Consider the following 19,997-nt stretch of genomic DNA (forward strand, 5'->3'; position numbering starts at 1 on the left):
CATCTATTTGAGTCGAGTTTCGTAGAATTCTTATTCGGCAAGGGCTAGCGCTCTCGAATAGGCAGACTCGAAATCTACTTTAGGGGTAACTCTAACGTGGGTTCAAATCCCACCCTCTCCGTACATTCCTTACTCCACAAGGCTTTGATGCTATCAGCTTCTTTAGCCACATGTGCAGTTTTATAATGATCAACCAAGTAGGCATGACTGTCAAAGTCGAAAGTTGCCCGCCCGGTAGCTTAGGGCGATCGCCCTTTCATTCCAAAAAACCGATCGCCCTTTCATTCACCTGACCAAAAAAGCCACACACTCAACATGAGAAGTCTGAGGAAAGAAATCCGCAGGCTGCACTCGCGCTAACTTATAATCCCCATTTTCGCACAAAATCTTGAGGTCGCGAGCCAAAGTAGCAGGCTTGCAGCTAACATAAACAATGCGATTTGGTTTGATTTCCTTGATAGCTTCCAAAACCGCGCGATCGCACCCTTTCCTCGGCGGATCTAGCAGCAGAATATCCGGTGTCAATCCCAAGGAAGGCAGCAAACTCTCTACAGTTCCCGCCTGAAAATCGACATTTCTCACGTCATTTAACTCACCATTTAATCGGGCTTGTTCGATCGCCGCAGGTTGCACTTCTAAACCTATCGCTATTTTTACTTGTTTTGCCAGGGGTAAAGTAAAAGTACCAATGCCACAGTAAGCATCAACCAAAACCTCGTTCCCATGCAAATTCAATTCCCCTACAATCACCTCTAACAAAGCTTCAGCAGCCTCTGTATTGACCTGAAAAAAAGTATCAGCCCTTAGCTGAAAATTCAAACCAGCAAAGCTTTCTCGCAGATAAGAACGACCCGCAATACAGCGAGTTTCGGCACCAAAAATCACATTAGTTTGAGCGGGATTTATATTCAAACAAACCCCTGCCAGTTGAGGATATTGTTTCAACCACTCTGATGCTTGCTCTTCGATTCCCGGCAACTCTCCAGTGCGAACTATTAAAGTTAGCAGCATCTCGCCGGTGCGCCGTCCGATTCGCAAGGACAAATGACGCAATTCTCCTGTATGTTTCTTTTCGTCGTAGACTTGCCAATCCCGCCAGTGGATGTCTTCTTTGACTTCTTTTAACAAAGGATTGAGGCGCGGATCTTGCACCGGACACTGATTGAGATTAACTAATTTGTGGGTGCTTTTTTGATAGTAACCTGCTTGGACTTGATTTGTTGCAGATATTGCGACGGGATAAGTCGCTTTGTTGCGGTATCCCAAAAATTGAGGAAATCCCTCAATTTTTCCCGTTAAAATTTCATCAACTTGCAGATTGCTAAATCCGCCAATCCTTTCTAAGGCTTGAATGATTTGATTTTGCTTGGCTGCAAGCTGATATGGATAATTTACATGCTGCCACTGACAGCCACCGCACTTGTCGGCGACAATGCAGTTAGCTCGGATGCGGTGTTCGGAGGCTTCCAGAAGTGTGTCCAGCTTGCCTGTAGCATAGGTGGATTTGACTTGCACGAGGCGGACAAGGACTCGATCGCCCGTCACGGTATCGGGCACAAACACCACTAACTCACCAAAACGACCAACTCCGTCGCCGGTGTCACTCAAGTCGGTAATCTCTATCTCAATCAGTTGACCTTGCTGGCAAGGGTTTGCCAATTTCGTCGAGTTTGGGGTGGGGAATTTAGATTTGGTCACAAGTAGTCATGGTAGGATTTAATATGGTAATGCAATATCGCTCTCTCTTTCCTGAGATAAGTCGTAGCGAAGCGGGGCGTAAGCCATCGCACTCAAGCTCAATTGCAGGCGGTCTTCCTGCTGCTGAACGTCTTGCTGCTAAAGCCAAGCTTCAACCGGGGAGTCAAGCTTGTCGCGAGTTGCCTCGATCCCGTCGGTGCGATAGGCTGTTGGGGCGATGTAGCAAAAACTCGTTAAACAGTCAAACTGTCTGCCGACATCCAAACTCTCACTCGCAGTTTTTGAGTTTTTCCCGCAGTACCTTGGAACACAAGGAAACTGGCTTGAACATCAAGCATAACGCTTGGGGAGATTTACCCTCTACTTCTAGGATTGATAAATGTTAGGAGCAAGGCGAGTCTGCGAACCAAGAATCCCGTCGCCAACAGATGGGAATGTTTATTAATGTTATCCTCAAATTTGAATAACAATGAGCGTAGTTAGCCAATTTATTCTCCAAGCCGACGACGAACTTCGTTATCCCAGTACCGGCGAACTCCAAAGTATCAATGATTTCTTTAAAACCGGAGAACAGCGGGTGCGTATTGCTACTGCGCTGTCTGACAGTGAGAAGAAAATTGTTGAAGAAGCTAGTAAAAAACTCTGGAAAAAACGACCTGATTTTATCTCTCCTGGGGGCAATGCTTACGGCCAGCGCGAACGGGCTTTGTGTCTGCGTGACTACGGCTGGTACTTGCGCCTGATTACCTACGGTATCTTGGCGGGTGACAAGGAGCCGATCGAAAGCATCGGTTTGATTGGCGTTCGGGAAATGTATAATTCTCTCGGCGTTCCTGTTCCTGGCATGGTCGAAGCTATCCGCTGTTTGAAGGAAGCTTCTTTGGCTTTGCTCAATCAGGATGATGCTAAGGAAGCAGCTCCTTATTTTGATTATATCGCTCAAGCAATGTCTTAATTGCTTTGGTGATTGCTTTCTTGAATGTGGCGGAGCATTCGCGGGTGATTTTTGGGGTGATTTTATCTCGCAGTTGCTCGCAAATGTTTCGCTTCTGTTTTGGGACAGGAAATCTGCCTAATTTCTGCTAGGAAGCAATGCAGTTTAAGCTTTCCCAGATGTTGATTTCGTCTTGTCTTTCAATACACATTTGATTTAAAAAGTCAAGTGTTTTTTGGAGGGATTGTTTTTTGAATTTCCGGCTGTCGTAGTGAATGAATGTTTTGAGCTGCGAGAGTTCTCCAAGGGTGGGGCAGGTTTGGATGTGATGGGCGATCGCATTTTGCCATTCTTCCAGCCTGCGGTACGAGATAAATTGTCCGCCTCTGTCCCGCCGATGCACGAAAACCACGAAAGCCCAAGATTCGACTCGCTTAATTTGATTTTGGCTGATTTTGAGCAGTTGGGCGATCGACCTGACGGTGATGCGGAGCTTTTTCGATGGTTGGATGCGACGAAATAGTGCTGTCATGGCTGTATACTCAGGGCTTGAGAGGCAAGTTCTGTTTAGACTCAATTACATCTTACTCTATATCAGATTCTTATCTCACTTGTGCAACAAAATTTAATGGAAACTCAGATGTTGCTCGTACAACCCTCAATCATTGATGCTGTGCTAGTTTGAGAGTTAATGTAGGTGGAAAAAATGTCAGCACTCTCTAACAACGCTGTGGTAGACAATCGGCAGGAATTGCGTCCCGTTCGCTTCACGGAGACGGGGCGGATGCGTTTGGGCAAGATGTTAAAGGCTGCAAGACAGACAATAGGTTGGTCTGTTAGCGAAACACAGTTCAAAACAAGGGGGTACGAAGAGGCACTGTTCACAGCGACAAATCAACCTGTACCCAAAGATGTGGGTATCAGTGCCGCAACAGTCAACCGTTACGAACGTGGGAAGCTGGATAATTTGGATTGGCGATCGCTCAGTCTGTTATGCTTTGTCCTCAAGCCGATCGACCCGGTGACAGGAGAGGCCCTGGAACCGACAAATGCGCTTTACATCGCGTGCGAACATCCTCCATACAACGATGCGAAGCTCTACGACTAGATTATTTGCAGATAGGTGATGACTGATGGTTGTAGCAGAAGCTAGGCGAGAAAAAGAATACTTGAGACGGAGATTTACTGATACCGGGCTGCGGCGGTTGGGTAAATTCCTGCGATCGTGGCGGGAAGCTAGGGGGTGGAGCGTTCACGAACTGAGCGAAAAGACCAAGCAGCATGAGGCTCAATTTTATAATCTAGGGGGAGAGCCTTTGCCGAAAGTTTTGGGGGTCAGCATTGCAGGCATTTCGAGAATCGAAAATGGCTATTACAACAAGCCTGCACCCGATCTTTTGTGGCTGTTCCTCGATGTTCTCGAACCAGTTCACCCGGTTGAAAAGCGGTTGGTTACTCTAGAAGACTTACTGTTGATCGGAACTGAATTTTGGAACCCAAACGTCGAGGCGTAGGATTGACATAATAGTTAAATTGGCTCTGTAAAATGCCGGGATTTCTTGACTTTAAGGCTGTCGTCGATCGGGAAAAACTGGGCCCTGTGCGATTTACGGATACGGGACGCGGTAGATTGGGCAAACTTCTGAAAGCAGCTAGAGAGATTCGGGGCTGGTCAATTATTGAAACAGAAATGGTCACAAAAGAATACGAGGCCGCTCTGTTTCGGACAGCCGGAGATCCTGTACCAAAAGATGTCGGTATTAGTAATGCTACTGTTAGTCGCGAAGAACGCGGGAAGTTAGAAAGTTTGGATTGGCGATCGCTCTCTCTGTTATGCTTTGTCCTCAAGCCGATCGATCCGGTGACTGGGGAAGCCCTGGAACCGACAAATGCGCTTTATATCGCTTGCGAACATCCGCCGTACAATGACGCGAAGCTTTATGAGTAGTTGATTGCTGATATTTAGTTAGATTGGGAGTTTTTAACCGCAGATGTCAATAGATGAACGCAGATGAACGCGGATAGGATTTTATCTGTGTTTATCTGCGGTGATTGATTACCGATCGCCCTTTTGTTTAGCTATTAAAGCTTTGGCTTGCTGCCACAGAGATTCTAACTCTTCTGGCGCATAATCTGACAAAGGTCGATCGCACGCAGCCTCTACCTTCGCAAACCGCTGCACGAAGCGATCGTTTGTTCCTTGCAAAGCAGCCGACGGATCTAAATCGTACCAGCGAGCTAATTGAATCAACACAAACATAATATCTCCCAATTCTGACTGCTGCGCTGCCTTATCCTCATTTTTGAGAGCGTGTTCAAATTCGGCCATTTCTTCGTGAAATTTCTCCCAAACGCCCTCTACGCTGTCCCAATCAAAACTCACTTCCGCAGCTTTTTGAGAGATTTTCATCCCGGCGGCGATCGGCGGCAAAGTGCTGGCATAACGGCTCATTTTCGAGGCTAAAGTTGCTGGCTTTTCCGAAGTCGTGCCTTTTTCAGCAGCTTTGATTTTTTCCCAGTTTTCGTTGACTTCATCCACGCTGTTGAGTTCGACATCGCCGAAGACGTGGGGATGCCGCCGAATTAGTTTTTCTGTAATGCCCGCAGCGATTTCGGCGAAAGTAAATTGATTGGATTCGCTGGCAATTTGAGCTTGCAGAATTACCTGTAACAGTAAGTCACCCAATTCTTCGACGATCGCATCTTTATCTCCTTTGCGAATCGCGTCGGCGGTTTCATAAGCTTCTTCTATGATGTGAGGAACTAGAGTTTGGGGAGTTTGGGCTAAATCCCAAGGACATCCGCCGTCTGGCGAGCGCAATTTAGCCACTACTTCTATAAGTTCTTTGAGTGCTGTGAGCGATCGACTTTCAGAATTAGACATAATAATTTACCTTTTATATCAACCGCCAAGACGGTTATAACGTTGTTAATGGCTCCAACCATTGATTTTATTACTTCTTCCTTCTTCCTTCTTCCTTCTTCCTCCTTCCTTCTGCTAGGGATTTGCTAGATGTGCGAGTGGGAGCTTTGATTTTGGGCCTCTTAATTGTCTTAGGAGGGCGCAACCCGCTCAATCCTTTCTTTTTGAATCTTTTGTAAGCCGAGCCGCCCCAATCGCTGAGATAGTGGCTCATAGCGCCCAATTCTAGACCGATGTAAACGGCTAAAATTTCGATGCGGTGTTCCCAGATCGATCGCCCATAACTCAAAACCACATCCTGCAAATTCCCGCCTAAGTTCCCGACTTTTTGGGCAATTGCCAATCCCAACATTGCGAGAACCGCGATCCAGATAGCGAGGTACAAGATTCGCAAAGCAGTGCCGATGAGAGGGCCGTGGGACAAAAAAGAGCGGTGGCGCAGGCTTTTTTGGTACGGGAGCCAAATCGCCTTGAACCATCCCCAGCGCTGATACTGGCAAGAGTAGATATCCAAGTCGGGGCCAAACATCAGCCCGCCGAATAAGAAGCTGCCGGAAACGAGCAAAGTCAGATTGCTGCTGCTCGTCTGGCCAAAGGTGAGGGCTGCCACGAAGGGCAAACTCCACATGGTTATTTGATCGTGGGTGCGGCCAGAGGGCATTTAAAGTTTAGGATTTTTTTTACTTGATCTTTCTGAGTTACTGTGATATGATAAATCCCGGTGAGTGCAATTGGGTGATTAGCTCAGTGGTAGAGCGCCTGCTTTACACGCAGGATGCCGTAGGTTCAAATCCTACATTACCCATCCGATAACTCAATATCAACAGTTTCAGCCGTTTTTAGCCGTCAAGCCGAGAACGGCTTTAACTTTTGCTGTTGACGGCTGACTTTTGAATTTGGTAACGACTAAATTTAACATTCTGTGGCGGATGTCTCAAAAGTTGGCACCCAATGCTAGAAAATTAATTTATTGATTTTCTTTTTTAGAACCCTGTATATGAAGCCTAAAATAACCAGCCCGATCGCGTGGCAGCAAGCTGAACTGCTCATGCAGCCAGCCATGATCCGAGTGCTCGACAACATCCGCAAACAATTAGAGGAGTCTGTCTGGACGGGCACTTATCAAGAAGTGCAGATTCCAATTCCGGGCTATCAACTAATTTTAGAGCTTCAAGGCGAGCAAAGATGCGTCGATATTTGGGAACTTTGCTATCGAGTCTGCTTTGTTAACTACCAGCCCGCCCACTCTCAACTGCAAAGCCAGGAAGTCGTAATTGATACTAGCTTGATTGAGGAGGACACTGGCGATGTAGATTGGAATCGTCTTGATGCCAAAGCCAGTCAATTAATAAAAGAAATATTCGCCAATTTGGGCAAATAAGTCAGTTGTCAGTTGACAGTCAACAGTCAACAGTCAACAGTCAACAGTCAACAGTCAACAGTCAACAGTCAACAGTCAACAGTCAACAGTCAATAAAATTTTATGCTAATTCAAGAATTGCACGACATTCAAGCAGCGGCGGGTGCTACTTTTGCAGAGTTAACAACCAAAGAAATTGTGCCAGTGAGTTTTGGTAACGACGCAGAAGTAATCGCAGCAACTAAAAAAAGTTTGGCTTTGTACGATCGCACTCACTGGGGACGCATTCAAATCTCAGACAGCGATCGCCTGCGCTTCTTGCACAATCAAAGTACCAATAACTTCAATATACTCAAACCCGGTCAAGGTTGCGACACCGTTTTCGTGACTTCCACCGCCCGGACGATCGACCTCGCCACCGCTTACGCGACAGAAGATGCCGTACTGCTGTTAGTTTCAGCCAACCGCCGCCGCCAACTGCTGGAATTGCTCGATCGCTATATTTTCCCAATGGATCGCGTCGAGTTAACAGATTTAACCGATACAACTGTTGCTTTCAGTTTCCTCGGTCCCGAAAGCACTCAACTACTAGAAAAAATCGGAGTTACCGAACTCGAAAATCAACCTTACGCTACTCACAAATTGATAAATTTTGCAGGTATGGAAGTCCGAGTTGCGGTTGGTAGCGGTTTAGCAACTCCCGGATACACGTTAATTGCGCAAGCTTGCGATGCAGCGAAATTGTGGAAGGAATTAGTCAAAGCTGGGGCCGTACCGATGGGCGATCGAGTTTGGGAACAACTGCGAATCGAACAAGGACGCCCCGCACCCGATTTTGAACTCACAGATGATTACAATCCCCTAGAAGCCCGTCTTTTACACACGATTACCTATGACAAAGGCTGCTATATCGGTCAAGAAACAATTGCCCGGTTGAACACCTACAAAGGAGTCAAACAGGAACTTTGGGGCGTGAAGTTGAGCGGTGCGGTTGAACCCGGAACAGCCGTCACTATTGGAGAGGAAAAAGTCGGCAAACTCACCAGTTTTACAGAAACTGAATCCGGCTTTTTTGGTCTTGCTTACATCCGCACAAAAGCGGGCGGCGAAGGATTAAAAGTGCAAGTCGGAGCGGTGTCAGGGGAAGTAGTAAATGTACCTTTCTTGCTCTCATAGTTGCGATCGATCGCCTGTTGGCGTCGCAGCGCCCAAAACTTTTTTGTTGAGGTTGATTTAGGTGAATTTTAACGTAATAAATTGACACTAATTCCTATATTTATATAGAGTTGAAAACAAACAAAAGCAATAATTCTGCATTACACTCGTCACAGAAACAACAGAGTTTTTCAGTGAAAAAGTTTACATCGCGCTTAATTACAATTTGCCTGCGAGTAGGAATAATCTTTGCTGTAGGAAGAGTGCAGATTTTTAGACGATTATAAAAAAACTTTAATTGAATGGTTTTCCCGTCCGAAAATTCGCGCTCGGCTTCCGCGCTTTAGCCTGAATGGATCGGGTAAAATTCCTAAGTTTGTTTTGGGCTCGCTCCGCGATAAATTACAACTTGAAGGTGCGATCGATTACTTAAGTTAGACGATTGCTGCTTGAAGTAGATACATCAATAGTCACGATCGACAATGGCAACCTATTCCCCTTGATGACCCATTAGCAGACATCCTCACTCAACGCGCCAGTTTGAGTGAATGAGATCCCAGACTATTACTCAAGCTATCGGAAATTTTTGGAGATTTAGTACACTCACCACGTTTCGTCGAGACTGTTGCTGACCAGTTGCGTAGTTTGCATGAGTTCGGTGCTAAAGCAACGCTAGCCCGATTGTCGTAGGCACCATCCGCCTCCGTCAGGAAACTTATTGGACACTGCCACGGCTGCACTACGTTAAAGCCGTGGGATTCTCCCGTCTAGCCCAGCTTTATGTCTACGAGTGCAAAGAGAAATTCAGCAGCCAGTACAGCGCAATATTTATTGAAGTCATTCTTTCCTATCTTCCCTCTGCTCAAAGCATCTATCTTAAGGCGGATTCTCCTGATCAACTAACTCAGGTTGAATAGAGAAGACCGTGTATGCCTACGGATAAATATTCATGAAGCGCGACGCCACAGGCAAATTTGTTAGCAATTGGAAATCGGAGACGAAACAACGAGTGAGCGTATCTCTGACTAATACAGCATGGCGATCGCTAGGTAAAGAGGCTCACAGGCGAGGAATTTCTCGCTCTGAAGTCATTGAAAACTTTGCCCGCACTCTTGAATGCGAACATTTGTTCCCTGCCCAAGAAACTGAGCGCAAGGTGGCAACGATTCTTGAAAGCATTACGGATGCTTTTGTTGCCTTCGATCGCGATTGGCGCTACACTTACGTGAATCAGGCAGCGGCTAAAATCCTGCACAAAACGCCAGAAGAGCTACTGGGAAAGCACGTTTGGAACGAGGTTTTTCCTGAGTTAGTCGGTGGAATTGCCTATCGGGAACTAAATCGGGCAGTGATGGAACAGGTTCCTGTTTCCTGGGAAGAATTTGGGGAGCCGGTTCAGCGTTGGTTAGAGGCGAATGCCTATCCCTCTGCGGAGGGTGTAGCGGTTTATTTTCGGGATGTGACAGAGCGCAAACGCTTGGAATTAGAACTGCAGCAGCGAGAGCAACAGTTCAAAATGCTGGCTGAAAATGCCCCGGATATTATTACCCGAATTGATGCAGAGTTTCGCCATCTTTATGTCAGCCCTTCTGTAGAGCTGGCAACAGGTATTCCATCAGAGCAATTTCTTGGCAAGACTAATGCCGAGCTAGGAATCCCAGAAGACATCTATCGCGTTTGGCATGACAGTTGGCGGCAAGTCTTTGCAACAGGCTCCGAACAGACGATTGAATTTAAGTTTCCGACTTCTTATGGTATTCGATGGTATCAGTCGCGTATTGTCCCTGAATTTGCTCCTGATGGCTCCGTAGAAACGGTACTGGGGATTACTCGTGATGTGACCGATTACAAACAGGTTGAACAGGCATTACGAGAGAGCGAAGAACGCCTGCAGTTAGCAGTTGCAGCAGCGCAGATGTTTGTCTGGGATATGGATTTGCAGACCAATCAGATCCTGTGTTCTACCAATGCTCTAGACGTTTGGGGTGTTCACAAAGGCACAGGAGAAGAGTTTTTTGCGCTCATTCATCCAGACGATCGACAACGGATGATGCAAGCGACCCAAGGGGCAATTGCTGGAGAACAGTCCTACGTGCAGGAGTATCGGGTCATTAGTCCAGACGGCGTTGTGCGCTGGCTCAATAGCCAGGGACAAGTTGATCTGGATGAAACCGGACGGGGAGTTCGCATGATTGGCGTTTCGGTTGATATTACAGAGCGCAAACAAATGGAAGCAGAGCGCGATCGCCTTTTAAAACGAGAACAAACTGCCCGACTCGAAGCAGAAACTGAACGCAAGCGGTTGTATGAAATCCTGATGCAATTGCCTGCCATGATTGGCATTTTGAAAGGTCCCGATCTTGTGTATGAATTTGCGAATCCAACCTATCTGCAAGTGGCTGGGCGCAGTTCAGACATGATCGGGAAATCAATGCGGGACGTTTTCCCAGAGCTAAAGGGACAAATTTACTTTGACGCGTTCGATCGCGTTTACCGGACAGGAGAACCGTTCATTGGAAATGAGTCGGTTGCTTACTGGGATCGAAACAGCAATGGTGTGTTGGAAGAGGGATTTTTCAACTGCATCTTTGCGCCTTGGCGGGATACTGAGGAAACCATTCAGGGCGTGTTGGTTTATAACATTGAAGTGACAGCTCAGGTGCGGGCAAGGCAACAAATTGAAAAACTGCTCGAAGAGCTACAGGAAAAAGAACGACAGCAGCAGTTTTTAATTGAATTGAATGACGCGATTCGTGCCATTCCAGACTCGAAGGAAATTATGTGGCAGGTGGTTTGTGGCACAGGAGAACACTTTAGTGTCACTCGCTGTAGCTACGGTGAAATTGATTCTACTCAGGAATACGTCCGAGTCGATCGCGATTATTGCAATGGTGTAATCAGCATTGTGGGTAGCCATCACATGGATTCGTTTGGCTCTGAACTTATTGCTGAATTAAAGCAGGGCAAAACTATTGTCGTAGATGATGTCCATGCCGATCCTCGGACTGCCGGAGCGGGGGCTGCTACCTTTGACGCAATTCAAACCAAATCTCTCCTGTGTGTTCCCTTAGTGAAAGAAGGGCGATTTGTTGCATTGTTGGTGTTGCACCATGTCTCTGTTCGCCGCTGGACAAAGGAAGAGGTGGCACTGATGGAGCGCATTGCCGAAAAAACCTGGCTAGCGGTAGAGCGATCGCGGGCAGAAGCGGAATTGCGAGAAAGTGAAGCTCACCTGCAACTCGCTCTGAAGGTGGGACGCATGGGAACCTGGGAGTGGGACATACAGACCGATTCATTGCTTTGGTCAGAAGGCCACTTCACCGTCCTGGGTCTACAACCGAATGAATGCGAACCGGGCTATGAGGTTTGGGCAAGTCGGGTTCATCCCGATGACCTAGCAGAAGCTGACGCGAAATTTGAGCAAGCCATAGCTGAAAAGAAAGAGTATCACCATGAATATCGCCTGCGTTGGTCAGATGGCTCCCTTCACTGGGTGGAAGCGAGAGGAAAGTTTACTTATGATGTTCAGGGAAATCCCAAGCACTCGATCGGAGTTGTCATTGATATCACAGAACGCAAGCAAGCGGAAGAGGCCCTGCGTCAAGCCCTACAAAAGCTCAACTTCCATGTTGAAAACTCTCCAATGGCAGTCGTTGAATGGAATCGAGACTTTCAAATCATTCGCTGGTCTGCTGGTGCAGAGCGCATTTTGGGCTGGAAAGCCGAAGAAATTTTAGGCCAATCTTTAACTGAGATACCTTTTGTTTTTGAGGAAGACCTTGAATCGGTGACTGAAGTCTGTCAACGGCTGGTCTATGGTGAAGAACCCCATATTTTTTCATACAACCGCAATTACACCAAAGATCGCAACCTTGTGCATTGCGAGTGGTATAACTCCAGTCTCAGGGACGAATCGGGACGGATGATTTCGGTGTTATCGCTGGTGCTGGATGTGACGGATCGCAAGCAAGCAGAACAAGAACGAGAACAATTGTTAGAACGCGAGCGCCTAGCACGCTCCGAAGCAGAAACCGCACAGCGCCAACTGGAAACCATCTTTGAAACCTCACCCATTGGGCTTGCTTTGTTAGATGAAAAGCAGCGATTTATTGCCCTCAACGAAGCATTAGCAGAAATTAATGGATTAACCCGCGAACAACACTTAGGCTCTTCAATTCCAGAACTTTTTGGTCAAATCGATCCCGAATTAGTTGAAGTCTTTAATCATATCTACGCTACAGGCAATCCTTTTATTTCAACCAACTTTGCGGTGAAGACTCCTGGACGCAGGGATCGCCATCCTGGTTACTACAACGTTTACTATCTTCCGACAGTTAACTCAAATGGTCAGATCGAACGTGTTTTAGTCTATGTGGTAGATGTGACGGAACGGGTGCATATAGAAGATGCCCAACGCTTTCTCTCTGAGGCGAGTGCAGTGCTTGCCTCCTCACTCGATTATCAAACGACTCTAGAGCGAGTCGCGCAGCTTACAGTACCGGAATTAGCCGACTGGTGTACGGTTCACATCGTTGAGGAAGATGGTTCGATCGAGCAGATTGCGGTTGCTCACATCGACCCTGCCAAGCTTTCATGGGCATATCAGATTAGAGACAAGTATCCTCTGAACCCGGATGACGATCGGGGCGCTGCATACACCTTGCGAACTGGGCAATCTGATTTCGTGCCGGAGATTCCCGATGAACTATTGGTACAGGCAGCGCGTGACTCAGAGCATTTAGAGATTCTGCGGCAAGTTGGATTCCAATCGGTAATGACGGTGCCATTACGAACTCAGGCACGAATTCTAGGGGTCATTTCCTTTATCTCAGCCGAATCGGGACGACGGTATACCTCAGCAGATTTGCAACTGGCAGAGGAATTGGCTCGTCGTGCTTCTTTGGCGATCGACAATGCTCACTTGTACCGGCAGGCTCAACGCGATCGCGCAAAAGCAGAAGCGGCTAACCGGATTAAAGACGAATTTTTAGCAGTATTGTCCCACGAGTTGCGATCGCCCCTCAATCCGATTCTGGGCTGGACAAAATTGCTACGAACTGGGCGACTAGATACCACAAAAACCCAGCAAGCGCTGGAAACGATCGAACGTAACGCCAAGCTGCAAGCCCAATTAATTGAGGACTTGTTGGATGTCTCGCGCATTCTGCAAGGAAAAATGACGTTAAACGTCGCTCCTGTGAATCTAGCGGCAATGATTGAGGCTGCACGGGAAACGGTACGACTGGCAGCCGAAGCCAAACACATTCAAATCCAGACCACATTTAATCCTATTTCAGGAACCGTTTCAGGCGATGCTAATCGCCTCCAACAAGTAGTCTGGAACCTCCTCTCCAATGCCGTGAAGTTCACCCCAACCGGAGGACGAGTCGAGGTGCAACTAGCGCAGGTTGGTATGTATGCTCAGATTCAAGTCAAAGATACTGGCAAAGGCATCAGACGAGACTTCTTACCTCATGTGTTTGACTACTTCCGTCAAGAAGATGGCACAACGACTCGACAATTTGGCGGATTGGGATTGGGACTAGCGATCGTCCGTCATTTTACCGAACTGCATGGAGGAACCGTTCAAGCAGATAGCTTAGGACAGAACTTAGGGGCTACATTTACCATCCGGCTACCGTTAAACATCCTAGAGGCGGAACCCTCTTGTGATGACAAACATCCAGAAAGTGCCACAGATTTGGCAGGTGTTCAGGTCTTGGTTGTGGACGACGATGCAGATATGCGGGAGTTGGCAGCATTCACCCTGATGCAATCTGGCGCACAAGTTACGACAGCCGCTTCCGGTGTACAGGCGTTGACCCTCCTGAATCAATCTGTCCCGGATCTGCTGTTATGTGACATTGGGATGCCAGAGATGGATGGTTATGCCCTGATTCGGCAAATTAGAAAGTGGTCACCCCAACAGGGAGGCACGATTCCTGCGATCGCACTTACTGCCTATGCTGGAGAGATCGATCAGCAGCAAGCCTTAGCTGCCGGATTTCAGATCCATATCTCGAAGCCTGTCGAACCTGATGAATTGGTAAAAGCTATTGACCGTTTGCTAAGACACTGAATAATTTGAGGACTAGCTATCATGCTGCTTGGAATAGATTTAGGAACAGGCTCTGCTAAGGCATTGCTCCTAGCGACAGACGGAACCACTATAGGTGAAGCATCAACATCCTATCCTGTTCATGCACCCCAACCTGGATGGGCTGAGTCGGAGCCAGAAGATTGGTGGTTAGCTGTTGCCTCGGCTGTTAGGAAGGCAGTGGGAAATCATGCTGACCAAGTAGGGGCGATCGCACTTTCAGGGCAAATGCACGGTGTTGTCCTAGCTTCGGAGTCGGGTCAGCCTCTGCGCCCTGCTATCCTCTGGGCAGATACTCGCTCTAGTGCCACGCTTAACACTTATCATTCGATCGATGCCGCTATTCTAGAGCGATTGGGCAACCCGATTACGGCGGGAATGGCGGGCCCAACTTTGTTGTGGCTACGAGAACACGAGGCTACTGTCTACACCGAAGCCCGTTGGGCACTCCAGCCAAAAGATTGGCTGCGGTTACGGCTGACTGGAGAAGTTGCAACCGAACCATCTGATGCTAGCGGTACTTTGCTGTACGATGTTGTGTCGGACAACTGGGCTGGGGAAGCAATTGGGGCGCTGAATCTACGTGGTGATTGGTTACCAAAAATTATCCCCTCAAGTGCGATCGCTGGCTACCTAACAACTGTTGCTTCAGAGCATCTTGCCTTAAGAGTTGGCTTACCGGTTATTGCTGGTGCTGCGGATACGGCAGCGGCGGCACTTGGTAACGGACTACTAGAGCCTGGATTGGTTCAACTAACGATCGGCACAGGCGCTCAAATCATTACACCTCGATCGCAACCAATTATCGATCGTCATGGTCGCACACATCTATATCGAGCCGCCATACCTAACCAGTGGTACACCCTTGCAGCCATGCAAAATGCGGGGTTAGCGCTTGAGTGGGTGCGAGGTATCCTCGGCTTGAGCTGGCAGGAAGTCTATACTAAAGCGTTTTCTGTTCCCCCAGGATGTGAAGGATTGACATTTTTGCCATACCTCACGGGTGAGCGAACTCCACACCTCGACCCCTATGTACGTGGGGCATGGGTGGGGCTGGGACTGCATCACACACAGGCACACCTGATGAGGGCAGCTTTAGAGGGAGTTGCTTTTGGCTTGCGACAAGGTTTTGACGCACTTGAGGCAACAGGTTTTAAAGCCACAGAACTGCGTTTAGCAGGCGGTGGAACGGCAGAAATGCCTTGGAAACAATTACTGACTGATGTATTGAGAATACCTCTCTATGCAACTACAGTTCCTGCTGCTTCCGCGCGTGGTGCTGCTCTACTGGCGGGTATCGGAATTGGTGTATACGCAGATGCTAATGACACCATCAAAATGGTAGCCGCACCAACGCTTGCTGCAAGTCCGCAATCAGTTGATCCAACCCTAGAAGAGGCTTGGATGCGATATCAATCGCTTTATCCACGACTTAAAAAAATCGGATAGGAGCTATGCCTCAAAGAGGACGTGCTAGAAGCTATCTACAAATTATTCTTAAGCTAAGATTGCTTAATATCAGTCAAATCAAATAAGAAAATTTACTAACCTAGTAGGTACATATTACATCAATATAGTAAGTGGAATAAATCTGCCCAAATCAGCCGATGCTTCTGATTTATACATAGACTGTAATGAATCTGCATCTATAAACTACCAGGAAGATGAAAAAAAGTTGTCTTAAGTCAGGGTGGTATTGTATCCTCAAATTCTTACTTCAATTCCTTTGACGAACTATTTTATACTAAAAATACCGCTCTTAGCTCTATCTACTATGTGCTGAAACTTGAAGGAGATTTTAAAGTTTCTGCTTACAGAGAAGTTAACGGAGAAAACAAAAGAAAAATTATTTTTGAACATAACTTTGAGAAATGTCAATTCTCAGAGCCTGTAAAAATCTTACCAATAAATCTCCTGCAACATGAAAAGGCTGGCAGAATATACAGCAGATTGCCAGCTTATAGACGAGAATAGCAGCATTTAGAAAACCAGTTTTTTAGATGTTGAGAATTGATTAAATAAGCGTGCGAAGTGCGGCCGGGATTCATTGGTGACAAGTTAAGACTTAATTGGATTTGTCAATCAGTAATATTACTCAAAAAAACTGCTGTTTTAGGAGTGGAAAATTTACGATTTGAGAGGGAGTAGGTATAAGTATCACCCTCGGCACGATCGCACGATCGCCTAAATCTCAGTTTTGGGCGCCAAATCAGAGTAAATGTTGAGCATAATTGCTGATTGACAAATGCTTTTTTTAGCTTAACTTGTTACCAATGGCCGGGATTTGGTATCAGATGGAAGCAACTTGAGTTAAATGATGACATAATCTTCGCCCACAACAGCTTGAGTGACCTGTGGTTCCGGCTCTACTGGGTCGCTGTAATGAGTGTCAATGTATTTGATGAAACTTTCCCGATAAGCTTTGAGATGCGAGTTAAGTGCTTCGATATCCTGCTCTCCTGTCGCGAAACCCCTCTCTCTTCTGAATTGACCCGATTCCTTAACAAAAGCCATGTCAACTTGCCACAAAGCTGAATCAAGTGGGCGATATGACAAATCAACAATATCGTAAGCTGCGAATCCTTGGGACTTCATAAAACTCATTACATCATACATCTGACCGAACAAAGTAACTTCTACAATTACATATTCAGTCTGCTGCAAAATCTCAGTTGCTCCTGCTAAAACATCTACTTCCTGTCCGTCTACATCAACTTTAATTAAATACGGGCCTGGCAAATTTCTTTCCCTGCATATTCCATCCAGGGTAATTGCTGGTATTTTTCTCAAATAAGGATCGCTGCTGTCAGTAACTCGATTTTCAGAAAGTGAAGAATGCACCATACCGGGACTGACGTTGAGGGTGAAAACTCCCGATTCTTTGCTCGCGGCTGCAATAATGTATTCTGCACTTTTTAGCTTGCGGCAAATTTTGGCGAGATAAGGTTCATTTTCGGCGATTGGTTCAATTAGCAAATGTCGCGAATTGGGAAAACTTTCGTAAAGGTTAAAAGTTCCCAAGGCCGCACCGACATCAATCACAGTTTTTGGTTCAAAACCTAACTTTTTAGCCAGCAGCAAGCTGCCTGACATCGAGTTTCTGAGAATTCCTGTTTGTTGTTGGCTCATCATATTTATCCTGCTTTCAATAAGGCGATCGTGCTTGAGGTACCTGTGCAAGTAAGGTGCGCACTGCGCAGCCTACAGATAGAGTAAGGTGCGCAGTGCGCAGCCTACAGATAGAATTTGGGTGTAGTGCGAACTGCGCACCCTACAGATAGAGTAAGGTGCGCAATGCGCACCCCACAAATAGAATTTGGGTGTAATTCTTGTCTTTACTTCGCGGATTTCTGCGCCTTGTTTTCCGGTTCTACAGATTGCAAAGCTTCGTCGAGAATTGCCCGTGCTTCTTCGGCTTTACTTCTAGCTTCCCGATAGCGGACATTAGCTTGAGCGAAGTTTTTGAGAACCTTGAAACCATCTTTCAAACGACCAATTTCCTCGGCAGTCACAGCCTCATCTGAAAACAAAATGTCGATCGCCGCCCGGATTTTGAGTGCTTCTTCGCGGGATTCCATCACTTTCAATTTGAGACTTGCCAAATTGCTCAAAATCTGGACGGCTTCAGTAATCGCGTCCTCGCCGTCAGACGCAGCATCTTCGATATCCTTAACTTCAACAAACTGCTTGGGCCCAAATCCCTCCACGAGTTCCGTAGGCAGCTTGCCCTCATCCATGAGATCCATCAGCCGATCCATCGCTTCTTCCCGGGCTTTGGCTGAATCTTTCCCTTTGACAGTTAAAATAATTTCGGGGCTTTGAGGAAGTGTATAGCGAACCATATTTTGACAGCCTGTGCGCGAAAACAATTGAATGATATTTTATCTTTATTCGATCGCCAGTTGCAGCGATCGATCCGCTCCATTACCAACCGCTTGCCAAAACTTGACACATATACACTCAAAAGGAACCCTCGACAATGAAAGATAAATTTCTTAACTTTCTCAACTTGATTTTAGTAGCTGATGTATTTTTCGTCTTTGCCAGTTTTGCGTGGTTTGCGATCGCAGTAGCAGGTCGATCGACAGGGGTGAATCTCGGTTTTGATTTGTGGTACAGTCTCTGGCAGCCCGTATTTAATCCCGCCCTCGGAATTCTTATGGGCGGTGCTATTCTCAGCGGTATAATTAACCAAGTTTCTAAACGGCTCAATCCGAAGTAAAATTGATGTTTTGTGGGAGACGGTGATTGGCGATGCTACGCAAGTTGGCGATCGAACTTGTGGGATGCGTCAGAGATGAGGCACTCCATTAGGTCGATGAAGCTTGAAAATACATAAGTAGTCAAAAGTGAGTGAAAAGCTCCCTGAATAAGCTATCTCTTATGAAAGCAATCACAAAAGTTATGATAGCTTTACATTCTGTTACAGGGTAAAGTTTATTTTCGCCTACTTATTTAGGTCGGAAATAAGGATTGGACGATCGCGATCTAAAAAAATCAAGTCATGTTCTGAGTAACAAAAGTCGGGCATTAATTATGGGAGAACAAAAATGTATCGGTATCCTCACCAGCGGGGGTGACTGTGCAGGCTTAAACGCAGTTATCCGAGCCGTTGTCCACCGCGCAACGGGAACTTACAATTGGAAAGTGATGGGCATTCGTCAAGCTACCAAGGGATTGATGAGTCGTCCCCCTCAAGCAATTCCCTTGGATATTGAGAAAGTAGACTCGTGGCTCACCATTGGCGGTACGATGCTAGGCACGACAAATGAGGGCAACCCTTTTGCCTTCCCGATGTCTGATGGGAGTCTACGCGATCGTTCTGAGGACATTATCGAAGGCTATCACCAACTAGGTTTGGATGCCTTAATTGGCATTGGTGGCGATGGCAGTCTTGCCATTCTCAGGAAGATTGCTCTACAAGGCAATTTGAATTTAGTTGCTATTCCTAAAACTATTGATAATGATGTCGGAATTACTGAGCGTTCTATCGGTTTTGATACGGCTGTCAATATTGCTACTGAAGCACTAGATCGCTTGCATTTTACCGCGGCTAGTCACAGTCGCGTTATGATTGTTGAAGTCATGGGACGCGATGCCGGACATATTGCGATCAGTGCCGGAATTTCTGGGGGAGCTGATATAATTCTGATTCCCGAAATCCCTTACAAAATTTCCCAAATCTGTGCCCAAATCCAAGAACGCCAAGACCGGGGAAAAAACTACTGTTTAATTATAGTAGCGGAGGCAGTTCGCACTGAAGAAGGCGAGTTAGTAATGCACACAAATCGCTTAGGTCAAAGTCGGTTAGGCGGAATTGGTCAGTATTTAGCTGATACAATTTCTGACTGTAGCGGTGCAGAAACTCGCGTCACCGTTTTGGGACATACTCAACGCGGGGGAACTCCTTCACCGCTAGAAAGATTAATTGCTTCGGCTTTTGGCGTGGCAGCAGTTGATTTAGTTGCCGAAGAGAAATACGACTGCATGGTATCTTGGCAAAAGCGGGAAGTTGTAAGCGTTCCTCTGGAAGATGCGATCGCCAAATACAGACCTGTAGAGTTCAATGGTACTCTGGTTAAAACGGCCCGCGGTTTAGGGATTTGTCTGGGAGACTAAACAATTACCCGTTTGATTTCTCAAAGGTTTAGTCCGGGACGCACTCAGAACCACGAAACTGGGTTAACCGAGACTGAGGGTTTTAAGCCCGTGTATTGTGCTTAAAAAACCAAGGTGCTGACCGTCCGTGCTTCCACGACTAATATTAACCTGGAAGTAGTGGCGTTTCAACGATGATTAGTGTACCTTGCAATTAGTTCCGAGCGAGTAT

Annotated in this window: 16 protein-coding genes, 1 tRNA gene and 1 pseudogene; 12 read left to right on the top strand and 6 right to left on the bottom strand. The window is 46.7% G+C overall.

What is annotated here, in order from left to right; translation table 11 throughout:
• Positions 1-285: 285 nt before the first annotated feature.
• Positions 286-1,698 (bottom strand): 23S rRNA (uracil(1939)-C(5))-methyltransferase RlmD, encoded by a 1,413-nt coding sequence (gene rlmD, locus QUB77_RS27730; protein ID WP_333179788.1) that lies wholly within the window; start codon positions 1,696-1,698, stop codon positions 286-288.
• A 469-nt stretch (positions 1,699-2,167) separates the two neighbouring features.
• Between rlmD and QUB77_RS27735 the strand changes: the two genes are divergently transcribed.
• Positions 2,168-2,653, top strand: a complete 486-nt coding sequence (locus tag QUB77_RS27735; protein WP_293336342.1) for an allophycocyanin subunit alpha-B — start codon at positions 2,168-2,170, stop codon at positions 2,651-2,653.
• 127 nt (positions 2,654-2,780) lie between these two features.
• Here QUB77_RS27735 and QUB77_RS27740 read toward each other — a convergent pair whose 3' ends face one another.
• Positions 2,781-3,164 carry a hypothetical protein gene (locus QUB77_RS27740; RefSeq protein ID WP_333179791.1) on the bottom strand — a complete coding sequence of 128 codons (384 nt, stop codon included), beginning with the start codon at positions 3,162-3,164 and terminating at the stop codon, positions 2,781-2,783.
• Positions 3,165-3,338: 174 nt separating this feature from the next.
• On the opposite strand from QUB77_RS27740, the gene QUB77_RS27745 reads away from it, so the two are divergent.
• The 3 genes from QUB77_RS27745 to QUB77_RS27755 are packed head-to-tail and all read left to right on the top strand — an operon-like array spanning position 3,339 to position 4,580.
• On the top strand, positions 3,339-3,740 hold the full coding sequence (locus QUB77_RS27745; RefSeq protein WP_333108046.1) for a helix-turn-helix transcriptional regulator: 402 nt from the start codon (positions 3,339-3,341) through the stop codon (positions 3,738-3,740).
• Positions 3,741-3,765: 25 nt separating this feature from the next.
• On the top strand, positions 3,766-4,146 hold the full coding sequence (locus QUB77_RS27750) for a helix-turn-helix domain-containing protein (protein ID WP_333030075.1): 381 nt from the start codon (positions 3,766-3,768) through the stop codon (positions 4,144-4,146).
• A gap of 32 nt (positions 4,147-4,178) precedes the next feature.
• A complete protein-coding gene (locus QUB77_RS27755) occupies positions 4,179-4,580 on the top strand; it encodes an XRE family transcriptional regulator (protein ID WP_333179795.1) in 402 nt (133 codons plus the stop codon).
• Between the two features lie 108 nt (positions 4,581-4,688).
• Here QUB77_RS27755 and mazG read toward each other — a convergent pair whose 3' ends face one another.
• Both mazG and QUB77_RS27765 read right to left on the bottom strand, forming a co-directional pair.
• Positions 4,689-5,516, bottom strand: a complete 828-nt coding sequence (mazG, locus tag QUB77_RS27760; RefSeq protein ID WP_333179798.1) for a nucleoside triphosphate pyrophosphohydrolase — start codon at positions 5,514-5,516, stop codon at positions 4,689-4,691.
• 70 nt (positions 5,517-5,586) lie between these two features.
• Positions 5,587-6,216 carry a metal-binding protein gene (locus QUB77_RS27765; RefSeq protein WP_333179801.1) on the bottom strand — a complete coding sequence of 210 codons (630 nt, stop codon included), beginning with the start codon at positions 6,214-6,216 and terminating at the stop codon, positions 5,587-5,589.
• Between the two features lie 72 nt (positions 6,217-6,288).
• On the opposite strand from QUB77_RS27765, the gene QUB77_RS27770 reads away from it, so the two are divergent.
• The 6 genes and pseudogenes from QUB77_RS27770 (at position 6,289) to xylB (ending at position 15,616) form a co-directional block, all read left to right on the top strand.
• A tRNA-Val gene (locus QUB77_RS27770) sits at positions 6,289-6,360 on the top strand.
• A 192-nt stretch (positions 6,361-6,552) separates the two neighbouring features.
• Entirely contained in the window at positions 6,553-6,936 is a 384-nt protein-coding gene (locus tag QUB77_RS27775; RefSeq protein WP_333179804.1) for a hypothetical protein, read from the top strand.
• A gap of 102 nt (positions 6,937-7,038) precedes the next feature.
• Complete coding sequence (gene ygfZ / locus QUB77_RS27780) at positions 7,039-8,091, top strand: CAF17-like 4Fe-4S cluster assembly/insertion protein YgfZ (protein WP_333179807.1); 1,053 nt, start codon at positions 7,039-7,041, stop codon at positions 8,089-8,091.
• A gap of 264 nt (positions 8,092-8,355) precedes the next feature.
• Positions 8,356-8,508, top strand: a pseudogene (locus QUB77_RS31875) (mannitol dehydrogenase family protein); the annotation flags it as partial.
• A 511-nt stretch (positions 8,509-9,019) separates the two neighbouring features.
• On the top strand, positions 9,020-14,149 hold the full coding sequence (locus tag QUB77_RS27785) for a PAS domain S-box protein (protein ID WP_333179810.1): 5,130 nt from the start codon (positions 9,020-9,022) through the stop codon (positions 14,147-14,149).
• Positions 14,150-14,170: 21 nt separating this feature from the next.
• Positions 14,171-15,616: a xylulokinase gene (gene xylB / locus QUB77_RS27790; RefSeq protein WP_333179813.1), complete on the top strand. Its 1,446-nt coding sequence runs from the start codon at positions 14,171-14,173 to the stop codon at positions 15,614-15,616.
• An 861-nt stretch (positions 15,617-16,477) separates the two neighbouring features.
• Here the strand turns inward: xylB and QUB77_RS27795 are convergent.
• Positions 16,478-17,299: an FkbM family methyltransferase gene (locus QUB77_RS27795; protein WP_333179815.1), complete on the bottom strand. Its 822-nt coding sequence runs from the start codon at positions 17,297-17,299 to the stop codon at positions 16,478-16,480.
• Positions 17,300-17,502: 203 nt separating this feature from the next.
• Positions 17,503-18,009: a hypothetical protein gene (locus QUB77_RS27800; RefSeq protein ID WP_333179817.1), complete on the bottom strand. Its 507-nt coding sequence runs from the start codon at positions 18,007-18,009 to the stop codon at positions 17,503-17,505.
• A 137-nt stretch (positions 18,010-18,146) separates the two neighbouring features.
• Between QUB77_RS27800 and QUB77_RS27805 the strand changes: the two genes are divergently transcribed.
• The gene (locus QUB77_RS27805; protein ID WP_190735043.1) at positions 18,147-18,389 is read left to right on the top strand and encodes a hypothetical protein; all 243 of its coding nucleotides are present in this window, start codon (positions 18,147-18,149) and stop codon (positions 18,387-18,389) included.
• A 314-nt stretch (positions 18,390-18,703) separates the two neighbouring features.
• A complete protein-coding gene (locus QUB77_RS27810) occupies positions 18,704-19,786 on the top strand; it encodes an ATP-dependent 6-phosphofructokinase (protein ID WP_333179821.1) in 1,083 nt (360 codons plus the stop codon).
• The last annotated feature ends 211 nt before the right edge of the window (positions 19,787-19,997 follow it).

The sequence above is a fragment of the Microcoleus sp. AT9b-C3 genome, from assembly GCF_036705485.1.
Lineage (GTDB): Bacteria > Cyanobacteriota > Cyanobacteriia > Cyanobacteriales > Microcoleaceae > Microcoleus.

Bases quoted from the DNA above. Each gene is read 5' to 3' on its own strand.
- QUB77_RS27735 (WP_293336342.1), top strand. From the start codon at position 2,168: ATGAGCGTAGTTAGCCAATTTATTCTCCAAGCCGACGACGAACTTCGT.
- QUB77_RS27740 (WP_333179791.1), bottom strand. From the start codon at position 3,164: ATGACAGCACTATTTCGTCGCATCCAACCATCGAAAAAGCTCCGCATC.
- QUB77_RS27745 (WP_333108046.1), top strand. From the start codon at position 3,339: ATGTCAGCACTCTCTAACAACGCTGTGGTAGACAATCGGCAGGAATTG.
- QUB77_RS27750 (WP_333030075.1), top strand. From the start codon at position 3,766: ATGGTTGTAGCAGAAGCTAGGCGAGAAAAAGAATACTTGAGACGGAGA.
- QUB77_RS27755 (WP_333179795.1), top strand. From the start codon at position 4,179: ATGCCGGGATTTCTTGACTTTAAGGCTGTCGTCGATCGGGAAAAACTG.
- mazG (WP_333179798.1), bottom strand. From the start codon at position 5,516: ATGTCTAATTCTGAAAGTCGATCGCTCACAGCACTCAAAGAACTTATA.
- QUB77_RS27765 (WP_333179801.1), bottom strand. From the start codon at position 6,216: ATGCCCTCTGGCCGCACCCACGATCAAATAACCATGTGGAGTTTGCCC.
- QUB77_RS27775 (WP_333179804.1), top strand. From the start codon at position 6,553: ATGAAGCCTAAAATAACCAGCCCGATCGCGTGGCAGCAAGCTGAACTG.
- ygfZ (WP_333179807.1), top strand. From the start codon at position 7,039: ATGCTAATTCAAGAATTGCACGACATTCAAGCAGCGGCGGGTGCTACT.
- QUB77_RS27785 (WP_333179810.1), top strand. From the start codon at position 9,020: ATGAAGCGCGACGCCACAGGCAAATTTGTTAGCAATTGGAAATCGGAG.
- xylB (WP_333179813.1), top strand. From the start codon at position 14,171: ATGCTGCTTGGAATAGATTTAGGAACAGGCTCTGCTAAGGCATTGCTC.
- QUB77_RS27795 (WP_333179815.1), bottom strand. From the start codon at position 17,299: ATGATGAGCCAACAACAAACAGGAATTCTCAGAAACTCGATGTCAGGC.
- QUB77_RS27800 (WP_333179817.1), bottom strand. From the start codon at position 18,009: ATGGTTCGCTATACACTTCCTCAAAGCCCCGAAATTATTTTAACTGTC.
- QUB77_RS27805 (WP_190735043.1), top strand. From the start codon at position 18,147: ATGAAAGATAAATTTCTTAACTTTCTCAACTTGATTTTAGTAGCTGAT.
- QUB77_RS27810 (WP_333179821.1), top strand. From the start codon at position 18,704: ATGGGAGAACAAAAATGTATCGGTATCCTCACCAGCGGGGGTGACTGT.